General features: G+C 66.7%; 12 protein-coding genes. 7 read left to right on the forward strand and 5 right to left on the reverse strand.

The features are described 5' to 3' along the window. Position 1 precedes the first annotated feature (1 nt). The 5 genes from ACFU5V_RS39495 (at position 2) to ACFU5V_RS39515 (ending at position 3,604) form a co-directional block, all read left to right on the forward strand. Positions 2 to 424: a hypothetical protein gene (locus ACFU5V_RS39495; RefSeq protein WP_378706432.1), complete on the forward strand. Its 423-nt coding sequence runs from the start codon at positions 2 to 4 to the stop codon at positions 422 to 424. A 76-nt stretch (positions 425 to 500) separates the two neighbouring features. After that, entirely contained in the window at positions 501 to 827 is a 327-nt protein-coding gene (locus ACFU5V_RS39500; RefSeq protein ID WP_087557903.1) for a type II toxin-antitoxin system Phd/YefM family antitoxin, read from the forward strand. Continuing rightward, on the forward strand, positions 824 to 1,450 hold the full coding sequence (locus ACFU5V_RS39505; protein ID WP_378432529.1) for a type II toxin-antitoxin system RelE/ParE family toxin: 627 nt from the start codon (positions 824 to 826) through the stop codon (positions 1,448 to 1,450). The genes ACFU5V_RS39500 and ACFU5V_RS39505 overlap by 4 nt, the downstream gene beginning before the upstream one ends. Before the next feature lie 58 nt (positions 1,451 to 1,508). Further along, positions 1,509 to 1,940 carry a hypothetical protein gene (locus ACFU5V_RS39510; protein WP_378706434.1) on the forward strand — a complete coding sequence of 144 codons (432 nt, stop codon included), beginning with the start codon at positions 1,509 to 1,511 and terminating at the stop codon, positions 1,938 to 1,940. Between the two features lie 167 nt (positions 1,941 to 2,107). After that, complete coding sequence (locus ACFU5V_RS39515; RefSeq protein ID WP_378706449.1) at positions 2,108 to 3,604, forward strand: stealth family protein; 1,497 nt, start codon at positions 2,108 to 2,110, stop codon at positions 3,602 to 3,604. Here the strand turns inward: ACFU5V_RS39515 and ppk2 are convergent, their stop codons facing one another. After that, positions 3,605 to 4,549, reverse strand: coding sequence for a polyphosphate kinase 2 (ppk2, locus tag ACFU5V_RS39520; protein WP_378706436.1), 945 nt, complete (start codon positions 4,547 to 4,549; stop codon positions 3,605 to 3,607). It abuts the gene before it with no gap. 57 nt (positions 4,550 to 4,606) lie between these two features. Here ppk2 and ACFU5V_RS39525 point away from each other — a divergent pair, with 57 nt between their 5' ends. After that, on the forward strand, positions 4,607 to 4,960 hold the full coding sequence (locus ACFU5V_RS39525; protein ID WP_378706438.1) for a helix-turn-helix domain-containing protein: 354 nt from the start codon (positions 4,607 to 4,609) through the stop codon (positions 4,958 to 4,960). Here ACFU5V_RS39525 and ACFU5V_RS39530 read toward each other — a convergent pair whose 3' ends face one another. The 3 genes from ACFU5V_RS39530 to ACFU5V_RS39540 form a co-directional block, all read right to left on the reverse strand. Next, positions 4,961 to 5,890: a phosphodiesterase gene (locus tag ACFU5V_RS39530; RefSeq protein WP_378706440.1), complete on the reverse strand. Its 930-nt coding sequence runs from the start codon at positions 5,888 to 5,890 to the stop codon at positions 4,961 to 4,963. It lies immediately after the preceding gene. A 134-nt stretch (positions 5,891 to 6,024) separates the two neighbouring features. Then, positions 6,025 to 6,897: a slipin family protein gene (locus tag ACFU5V_RS39535; protein ID WP_378706442.1), complete on the reverse strand. Its 873-nt coding sequence runs from the start codon at positions 6,895 to 6,897 to the stop codon at positions 6,025 to 6,027. Next, positions 6,894 to 7,361 carry an NfeD family protein gene (locus ACFU5V_RS39540; protein WP_124396322.1) on the reverse strand — a complete coding sequence of 156 codons (468 nt, stop codon included), beginning with the start codon at positions 7,359 to 7,361 and terminating at the stop codon, positions 6,894 to 6,896. Before ACFU5V_RS39540 ends, ACFU5V_RS39535 begins: the two co-directional genes overlap by 4 nt. Positions 7,362 to 7,500: 139 nt before the next feature. Here ACFU5V_RS39540 and ACFU5V_RS39545 point away from each other — a divergent pair, with 139 nt between their 5' ends. Next, entirely contained in the window at positions 7,501 to 8,310 is an 810-nt protein-coding gene (locus ACFU5V_RS39545; RefSeq protein ID WP_378706444.1) for a HugZ family protein, read from the forward strand. 90 nt (positions 8,311 to 8,400) lie between these two features. Here ACFU5V_RS39545 and ACFU5V_RS39550 read toward each other — a convergent pair whose 3' ends face one another. After that, the gene (locus ACFU5V_RS39550) at positions 8,401 to 8,802 is read right to left on the reverse strand and encodes a TM2 domain-containing protein (protein WP_378706446.1); all 402 of its coding nucleotides are present in this window, start codon (positions 8,800 to 8,802) and stop codon (positions 8,401 to 8,403) included. Positions 8,803 to 9,665 lie beyond the last annotated feature (863 nt).

Genomic DNA, 9,665 nt, shown 5'->3' on the forward strand with positions numbered 1-9,665 from the left:
CATGCCTCGTTACACGCTCCCCCTGCGGAACAACCCGCGCCCGGACGCACCGGAGTCCGTGAGCCGCCATGTGCCGTTCTACTGCGCGCACGAGGCGGCGGCCGCGGCGTGGACGCGGGCGATCGGCGAGGCGTGCGGCGACCTGCTCGACCCGGTCACGCAGACCGCCGTGGTGAACGTCGTCAGCAACTTCGGGCGCGAACTGTTCACCGGCGACGCGGACGTCGTCGTCGCGCTGGACCGGATCGGCACCACGTCGCTGACCCTGCTGATCACCATCGAGCAGGGCGGCGTACAGGCCGCCGAGGTGACCGCCACACTCGTCCAACTGGATTCGAGTCGCGTCAACTCGGCGCCGTGGTCGCCGGCTCAGATCGCGGCACTCGAGACGTTGCGGAGCGAACTGGCTGTTCAGACACCCTGACCGAGCCCACTCGGCCACCCATAGAAACACTCGGCCACCCATAGAAATCTGTGTAGAAATCTGTATAGTTTTTCTCATGACGAGCTTGAGCGATCTCCACGCCCTTACCGTCACCGAAGCGAGCAGCCGAGGGATCGCCCGTTTGGTCAAGGACGCAGAGAACGGCGAAAATGTGGTTGTCTCACGCCACGGAACGCCCGTCGCTGCCGTTGTCGGGGTGAGCCGCCTGGGTGAACTTCAGGAACTGGAGAATGACCTGCGTGACCTCGCACTAGTACTTACCCGTGCAGCGACCGACACCGGTCGGCGCACGGATCTCGATGCAGCGATCGAGCGGTACGGCTTCACTCGCGCAGAACTGGAATCCGATTCAACCGGCGATCCCGACTCTGACAAGCAGTGACGGCACGCAAACGGCCGCGGCACCCTGGTGCGAAGGCAACCCCTGAGCCGAGGGCCGGTGAGCGCCACCCCAGCGCCCAGACCACGGTCGTTCGACTGACCGACGCGGCAATCGACGACCTGGATACACTCCACCGCCGTGACCCGCAGATCGTCCGCGCGGCGCTCGCCAAGATGCTGATTCTGGAGAAGAATCCGGAAGCCGGAGAGCCACTCCGCGGAACGCTCATCGGGTGGCGCAAGATTGTTGTCGGAGATCGTGACTGGCGCATCGTGTGGCGCGTTACCCATGATTCGTCGGGCACAGTCATTGTCGATGTCGCCGAGGTCTGGGCGGTCGGCGTTCGCAGCGACGCCGAGGTGTATGAGGAGATGCGTAATCGCGTCGCAGCACTCGACCAGGGAACCCCGACCGCTGTTGCACTGGCCGAGGTGGTTGCACGATTCGGCAAGACTGCTGCCGCAATTGATCCGACTCCCGAGCCCACGCCCGAGAAACTTCCCGATTGGCTTGTGACGCGGCTACGGCAACAGGTCGGATTGAATGGCGACCAGATTGCCGGCCTTTCCCTCGAGCAAGCGTTCGACGTGTGGGGTGAATGGTCCGCCCGTCCCAGCACCTGACGAGGTGTCCCCCGCCCTCGACCATCGAAGTTTCAACCAGGCCTGATCTGGGCATTTGATGGTTATGAGTATCGAGGACGGGCCCGGTGACACGCTGAGCCCCAGCGAGAGCCTGGACTCCGACGACGTGCGCAACAACGACGGCGACGACGTCGTCGATCCGCCCGACGGCTGGAGTGAGGCCGACCGGTTCGGTACCACGCTGCGCGAGGAGCGCGAGGGTGAGTCGCTCGACGAGAAGTTGTCCGAGGAGGAGCCCGATACCCCGCTGGAGCAGCAGCAGGAGGTGTCGTTGCGGGACCTGCCCGACGACGAGTTGACCGAGGACGTCGACCGGGTAATCGACGACGAGGAGATCGACATTCCGGTGTTCGGCACCAAGCACGCCTCCGTCGTCGAGGGTGTCATCGTGGAGGACTCGCGCACCGACCGCGGTCAGATCGACGGGTCGGCGGAGGACGGCGACTCGTTCTTCACGGTCCTCGACTGACCCTCGCCCCGCAACCTGGGCCTACACTGGCACTGTTCGCACTCGCGACCGTCACCGGAAGGCCCGACATTACTCATTCTTCTGCTCCGCACGACGTGTACCTGGTTCCTCCGGAGCAGGAGACCGCCGACGCTGTCGCGCATGCCTCCGCCGCCGCGTCGTCGCGGTTGCGGGACCGTCCCGACGTGGTGCGGTTCAAGGGCCGGTTCGCGCTGCCGATCACGCACACGACGCCGCACGAGGCGATGGTCGAGGACCTGTTGTTCGTCCGCGACGTCCTCGACGCGGCCGGCATCGAGTACCTGCTGGTGCGGGGTAACGACGAGCGTCCGGTGATCGCGATCAACTGGGCGCAGCGCAAGGCGTTGCGCACCGCGCTCGTCGCCGCGTGTGAGGACCGCGAGTTCTATTCGAAGACCGTCGACTCCAAGGGGCCTGCGGTCCTCGTCTCGGACGGCCGGCTGTCCTCGACGTCGAAGGCCCGCATCTTCCGGTTGTTCCGGCCGCGGGTGCACCTGACCAGCGGTCTGGCGTATGGGGCGTCGACGGGCGTGCAGATCGAACTGTGGTCGATCAGCGACGACGAGATCGTGCTGCCGATGGAGAATTCGCTGACCCGCCGTGTGGTGCGGTCGGAGGAGGCGGTCCGCGGCACGGTGGAACGGTTCGGCCGGGTGTGGCCGACCATCGAGAACATGTTCGCCGACCACGCGTCGGACATCAATTTCGACGTCGACCTGGTGTTCTCCTGGGTGGACGGCTCGTCGGCGGAGTTCCAGGCGCAGCGCGCGAAGCGGATGCAGAACTACGTGGTCGGTGAGGGTGACGACTCCGCCGCCCGGTTCCGGCAGATCGACGAACTCAAGTACGCGCTGCGCTCGGTCCACATGTATGCGCCGTGGGTCCGCCGCATCTTCGTCGCCACCGACTCCGACCGTCCGGCGTGGCTGGCCGACGACCCGCGGGTGACGTTCGTGCCCAGCGAGGAGTTCTTCGCCGACCCGTCGGTACTGCCCACCCACAACTCGCAGGCCGTGGAATGCCAGCTGCACCACATCCCCGGGCTCGCCGAGCATTTCCTGTATTCGAACGACGACATGTTCTTCGGCCGCGCGGTGGGCCCGCAGATGTTCTTCTCCCCCGGCGGGATCACCATGTTCATCGAGGCGACCACCCGAATCGGGCTGGGCCACAACGACGACGAGCGCAGCGGCTTCGAGAACGCGGCCCGCGTGAACCGCCGGCTGCTGCAGGACCGGTTCGGGCTGATGACCACGCGGCACCTCGAGCACGCCGCCACCCCGCTCCGCAAATCCGTGATGGAGGAGATGGAGAAGGAGTTCCCCGACGAGTTCGCCGCCACGGCCGCAAGCACTTTCCGCGCCAGCTCCAACATTTCGGTGACCAACTCGCTGTATCACTACTACGCGCTGATGAGCGGCCGCGCGGTGGTGCAGACGGCGGCGCGGGTGAAGTACGTCGACACCACCATGAAGTCGGGGCTCCGCGACATGGATTCGCTGCTCGCGAAACGGTCGATGGACTTCTTCTGCCTCAACGACGGCAGCGCACCCGAGATCGACCTGGATCTGCGGACCCGGAAGGTGACGCAGTTCCTGGAGAACTACTTCCCGATCCCGGCGCCGTGGGAGACCGGGAACTGATCAGACGCTGGGGAACGCGTCCGCCGGGCGCTCCCCCTCGTCGTAGACCGTTGCGGGAGAACCGATGAGGAGCGAATCGGGTTTGCCGACGAGGCGTGCGTCCTTGCCGGTGTAATCGAAGCGGTGCAGGATCCAGCGGATCGCCTCGAGCCGGGCCCGTTTCTTGTCGTTCGATTTCACGACGGTCCACGGCGCGTGCGGGGTGTCGGTGTAGAACAGCATGGCCTCTTTCGCCTCGGTGTAGGCGTCCCACTTGTCGAGGCTCGCGAGGTCGGTGGGTGAGAGTTTCCACTGCTTGACGGGGTCGGTGCTGCGGGAGACGAACCGGGCGTGCTGCTCTTCCCGGCCCACGGAGAACCAGAACTTCACGATGTGGATGCCCGACTGCACCAGCATCCGCTCGAACTCCGGCGCCGACCGGGTGAACTCGAGGTACTCGTTGGGGGTGCAGTAGCCCATGACGCGTTCGACGCCGGCCCGGTTGTACCAGGAGCGGTCCATCATCACGATCTCCCCGCCCGCGGGCAGGTGCTGCACGTACCGCTGGAAGTACCACTGGGTGCGTTCGCGTTCGGTGGGCTTCTCCAGCGCCACCACCCGCGCGCCACGGGGGTTGAGGTGTTCGGTGAACCGTTTGATCGCACCACCCTTGCCTGCGGCGTCGCGGCCCTCGAAGATGATGACGACCTTCTCGCCGTTCTCCTTCACCCAGGCCTGGAACTTGAGCAGTTCGATCTGCAGTTTCCGCTTGCGGTTCTCGTACTGCCGCCGCGTCATCTTCTTGTCGTACGGGTAGCCGTGCCGCCAGGGCTCGTCCTCGTCGTCGACCGCGTGTTTGCGGCCGGACTTGCGCAGCAGCTCCCCGATCTCGTCGATCTCCGGGGTCACGTCGATCTGGTCGGCGCGTGCGAGTTCGAAGGCAGTGGGATCGCGCAACTCGTCCATCTGCAAAGGCTACCGCTCTGCGCCGTCGCCCGGCAGGCCCATGAGATCGTAAACGGCATGAGCATCGACCACATCGTTTCCGCGCTCGGCTCGACGGCCGCGGCCGAGCTTCGGACCGCCCTGGACGGGTCGCCGGTCGTCACCCTCGACGGGATGGTGCTACCCGACTCCGCACGGGACGCCGTCCTCGAACTGCTCACCCTCCTCGCCGACGGTCAGAGCGTGGCGCTCGGTGCGGTGGCCGACCTGCTCACCACGTCGCAGGCCGCGGAGATCCTCGGCGTCTCCGACACCTATGTCCGCCGGCTCGCCGACTCCGGCGCGCTGCCCATCGAGATGCGCGGCACCCATCGCCGGTTCCGCCTCTCCGACGTCATGGCCTACCGGGAACAGTTCCCGCGCAGCAACTGATCAGACCCGGACGGGCTTGACGGCCTGCTCGCCGGCGTCGGGGATCCGCACGCCCTCGGCCGCGAGCCGCTGCCCGGTCTCCTCGGCGGTGACGTATTCGCCGACGGTGTCGTAGCTGCCGATCGGGACCACCGAGTGCACGACCGTCTCCGGGTACACGTGGACGAGGTTGTAGCCCTGGGCGCCGTCGCGTCCGCGCAACGCCCCGGCCGGGACGTTGAGATCCTGGGTGTAGCAGGTGGCCGACGCGACGGAGACCGGGATGCCGGCGAACGTCGCCGTCGTCGAGTAGTGCAGATGCCCCGCGAGGATCGACCGGACGTCGCTGCCGCGGAGCACGTCGGCGAGGCGCGGTTGGTCGCGCAGTTCCACCAGCACCGCCAGGTCGAGGACGCACGGCACCGGCGGGTGATGCAGCGCCAGGATGGTCCCGTGCGGCGCCGGGACCGCGAGCTGCTGTGCTAGCCACATCAATTGGCTCTCGGAGATCTCCCCGTGGTGGCGCCCAGGGACGGTCGTGTCGAGGGTGATGATGCGCAGCCCGTCGACGTCGTGGACGTGATCGATCGGCTCGTACGACGGTTCCTGCCCGAGCAGTTCGGCCCGGAAGTTGCCGCGGTCGTCGTGGTTGCCCATCGCCCAGATCACCTGCGCACCGAGCGACGCGGCCACCGGTTCGACGATCGCCCGCAGCTTCTCGTAGGCGCCGGGCTGGCCGCGGTCGGTGAGGTCGCCGGTGAACACCAGGGCGTCCGGGCGGGCGTGCGACGCCTCGATCTCGGTGAAGATCTGCCGCAGCGTGGCTTCACTGTCGACGGCCCCGTACAGCAGGTCGTCGTCGACGAGATGGGTGTCGCTGAGGTGCAGCACGAAGTGCGACGGTCGCGGATACTCGGCCGTCCGTATGTCGGCTGCCTCGGTGCCGCTCATCGGTCTCTCGCTTCCGCTCGCCCCGACGGGCAGGTGCCCGGGTGGACTCCTGCTGGTTGTCCAACCCTAGCCAAGCGCACCGCGGTCACCGGCCGGGGTACGCGCGGTGGCCGAACGGTGAACGGTGGGGCACGTCAGTTTCGTGCGTGGTGCGGGGTGCGTGTCTCCGGGCCGGCGGGCGGGATCATCGCGGCGAGGTTGGCCTGGGCCTCGAACCGGGCGCGCTCGTCGCCGTCGTCCGTGGCTGCCGCGTCCTTCGCCGCCGCGAGGAACGGGCGGACCAGGTCGAGGGGCATCGGGAAGACGACGGTCGAGTTGTTCTCGCCGCCCATGGCGCTGAGGGTCTGCAGGTAACGCAGCTGCAGGGTGGTCGGGTTGCGGCTGATGACATCCGCGGCCTCGACCAGTTTCGTGGAGGCCTGGAACTCGGCTTCGGCGTTGATGATCTTGGCGCGGCGCTCGCGTTCGGCCTCGGCCTGCCGGGCGATGGCCCGCTGCATGTTGGCGGGGATCTCGACGTCCTTGATCTCGACGGTGGTGACCTTCACGCCCCACGGTTCGGTCTGCTGATCGATCACCTTCTGGAGGTCTTCGTTGAGGCGTTCACGTTCACCGAGGAGGGCGTCGAGGTCGGCCTTGCCGAGGATCGAGCGCAACGTGGTCTGGGCGATCTGCAGGGTAGCCGCGAGGAAGTCCTCGACCTCGACGATCGCCCGGTCTGCGTCGACCACCCGGAAGTAGGCGACGGCGGTGACCTTGGCCGGCACGTTGTCGTGGGTGATCACTTCCTGGACGGGGATCTTCAGGGTCACGGTCCGCAGGCTGACCCGTTCCATCCGGTCGATCGCCGGGATCAGCAGCACCAGCCCCGGACCCTTCAGGTCGACCAGCCGGCCGAGCCGGAACACGACGGCCCGCTCGTATTCGCGGAGCACCCGGATCGAGCTGCTCGCCACGACGGCGAGGAGGGTGATGACGACGCACAGGATGACGATAATGGTGGTCATAACGGCAACTCCCATGGTTCGCGGCGGCGCACGGTGAGGGTGAGCCCGCGGATCTGCTCGACCACGACGGAATCGCCCGCGGTCGGGGTCTCGTCGTCCCCGAACAGGGTTTGCGCCCGCCACAGGCTGCCGGCGGCCTCGACCTGACCCTGCCTGCCTTTCCAGTTGCGAACGGTGGCGTCGGATCCGATGAGGGATTGCATCCCGGTGCGCACCGGCGCATGCCCGGCCGCGAGTGCCTTCCGGCCGCCCACGACGGCGAGGCCCACTCCGACCACCGCGACTCCGGCGGCCGCCGGGATGGCGATCATCTGTGCGGTGTCGCTGGACGTGAACAGCAGCCACACCCCCGCGCCGACGAACAGTGCCCCGAGTCCGCCGAGGACACCCGCGGTCGGTGCGTGTGCCTCGACGACGATCAACAGCACACCCAGCACCAGCGCCAGCACGCCCAACGCGGTCATCTCGTATCACCCACGATCACGCTTCGCGAGGGCCCGGTCGCACTCGCATAGCCACTCGGCGATCGAGCCCTCAGTTCAACGGTAAGCGCAGGTCGACGGCAATGCCACCGCCAATTTGCGGCGGGGTACCGTTCAACGAATGACCAACACAGATCATGGAGATCCCGGTGACGCCCCGACCGTGCCGCCGCCGTTGGAGGAGGTCGCCAACCCGGCCCGCCCGTCCGCTGCCGAGGAGGCCCGGACGGTCGCGGCCACGACGAACGTGGGCACCCTCGCCAGCCTGACCAGGGACGGCGACCCGTGGGCGTCGTTCGTCACCTACGGTCTGCTCGACGGCTCACCCGTGCTGTGCGTGTCGCAGATGGCCGAGCACGGCCGCAACCTCGCGCACGATCCCCGCGCCAGCATCGCGATCGTCGCGCCGAACCCGCCCTCAGATCCGCTGGCCAGTACCCGCATCACCCTCGCCGGGTACGTCTACCGCCCGGAAGGCGACGAGCTAGCCGCCGCCCGGGAGGCACACCTGGCGGCCATCCCGGCGGCGCATGTCTACATCGACTTCAGCGACTTCTCGCTCTGGGTGCTGCGCGTCCAGCGCGTGCGGTGGGTCGGCGGCTACGGGCGGATGGACTCGGCGAGCGAAGAGTCCTACGCCGCCGCGACAGCAGACCCCGTCACCCCGCATGCCGGCCCGGCGATCGAGCACCTCAACGCCGACCACGCCGACGCCCTCCGCGCCATGGCCCAAGCGCTCGGCGGCTTTCCCGATGCGAAGACGGTCACCTGCGAGGGCGCCGACCGCTACGGACTGGACCTGCGCGTCACCACACCCCGCGGCGTGGCCGTCACCCGCGTCGGATACGCGGAGCCACTCGACTCGGTCGACCAGTTGCGCGCGGCGACAGTCGCTTTGACAGAGCAGGCTCGGGCACTGACCGGGCGTTGAGCGCGTGACGCCGGGGTGGCGTCCTCCCCTGCCGAACAGCCTCGATGAGGGCGGCGAGCCTCGTGCTCGCCGCCCTCGTGCATCGCCGGGTTACCTCAGCGGGAGTCCGTTCTTGTCCTTCGGCTCGCCGGCGAGGAGCACGATTCCGTCGATGACGGGCCAGATCCACGCGACGAAGAGCCACATTCCGAGGGAGACGACGGTGAGCACGATGTTCACGATCAGCATCGCGAATCCGAGGCCGGTGTGGCCGGCGTAGAACCGTCCCGCGCCGAAGTATCCGAAGAAGATGCTCAGCAACCCGGCGGCGAGCTTGGTCTTGTGCGAGTACGGCAATCCCGTCACCGGGTGGTACCCGTAGGCCGCGGGTTGTTGCAGTCCCGATCCGTGGCCGAAGTTCTGGGCTGGATGCGCGAAGGGCTGCTGCCCGTATGGCTGCACTCCAGACGGCTGTTGCGGTTGTTCACCGTAGGGAGGCTGGGGCTGGGTCATCGGCGGTGTCCTTCGGAGATGTATGAGAAGCATGAAACTTGACGACGCACTGAGTCGACCACGCCGATCCGCGAAGCAGCAGTACCACTGCGGCGCTTTGTAATCCACTCAACGCTCACTAGATAACACGGACCCAAGCTCGTCTGGTATCGATCGCGTAACCGTATCTTCCGTACACAGGCACGCATTCGGATCCATCGCTCCTCGCGACCCGACCGCGCAGAATCTCTGATCAGCGCGACGTAGCACAGAGCGCACTTCACACAGGCCGGCTTTCCCACCTCGATCTTTCGAATGCGTCTCCGATCCCCGCTGGTATCGAGTTCCTGCTCGGCGACGACGCGTTTGATTCATCGGCGTCGAGGGCCGAGAGTTTCTCGAGTCGTGGCGCGGACTCGTACAGCGCCGGCCCTCACTGACTCAATCATTGACTCACCAACAGATACCTATCCAACTTGAATCACAGCCCGAGCCCTGCCATCGTTCGTTCCAGCGGCTGACCAACGTGCCAACGCCACCGTTGAACAGCGTCTAATCATCCGTCGGATCTTGCGCGAACCCAATTTGAAACGCGTGGATTTCCGACGAGCCATACCGTAGGAACCTCATCCTGCACCCAGGAGTCCGGTGCCACCACCGACTGAGCGCATAAGGAAGCGTTGGGACGACTCCACCGCGCGATGCCCCGTGCACAACCCGTATCCCCGCCGTAGCGCCCAACCCGACGAGCGACACCCCGGGGTTGCCAATCACTATTGCCTCCAGCCACTAGTGTGTCGGTCCGGAAATTATCGCTGTAATTACCTATGGTGTTGTAGTGGCGGATTTCGGGCGTGATGGCGAGTTTGTGTTGACCGGTGACG

This window comes from Rhodococcus sp. NPDC057529 (assembly GCF_042802055.1).
Classification (GTDB): Bacteria; Actinomycetota; Actinomycetes; order Mycobacteriales; family Mycobacteriaceae; genus Rhodococcus_F.

Coding starts and splice junctions, on each gene's coding strand:
- ACFU5V_RS39495 (WP_378706432.1), top strand. CDS start 2: ATGCCTCGTTACACGCTCCCCCTGCGGAACAACCCGCGCCCGGACGCA.
- ACFU5V_RS39500 (WP_087557903.1), top strand. CDS start 501: ATGACGAGCTTGAGCGATCTCCACGCCCTTACCGTCACCGAAGCGAGC.
- ACFU5V_RS39510 (WP_378706434.1), top strand. CDS start 1,509: ATGGTTATGAGTATCGAGGACGGGCCCGGTGACACGCTGAGCCCCAGC.
- ppk2 (WP_378706436.1), bottom strand. CDS start 4,549: ATGGACGAGTTGCGCGATCCCACTGCCTTCGAACTCGCACGCGCCGAC.
- ACFU5V_RS39525 (WP_378706438.1), top strand. CDS start 4,607: ATGAGCATCGACCACATCGTTTCCGCGCTCGGCTCGACGGCCGCGGCC.
- ACFU5V_RS39530 (WP_378706440.1), bottom strand. CDS start 5,890: ATGAGCGGCACCGAGGCAGCCGACATACGGACGGCCGAGTATCCGCGA.
- ACFU5V_RS39535 (WP_378706442.1), bottom strand. CDS start 6,897: ATGACCACCATTATCGTCATCCTGTGCGTCGTCATCACCCTCCTCGCC.
- ACFU5V_RS39540 (WP_124396322.1), bottom strand. CDS start 7,361: ATGACCGCGTTGGGCGTGCTGGCGCTGGTGCTGGGTGTGCTGTTGATC.
- ACFU5V_RS39545 (WP_378706444.1), top strand. CDS start 7,501: ATGACCAACACAGATCATGGAGATCCCGGTGACGCCCCGACCGTGCCG.
- ACFU5V_RS39550 (WP_378706446.1), bottom strand. CDS start 8,802: ATGACCCAGCCCCAGCCTCCCTACGGTGAACAACCGCAACAGCCGTCT.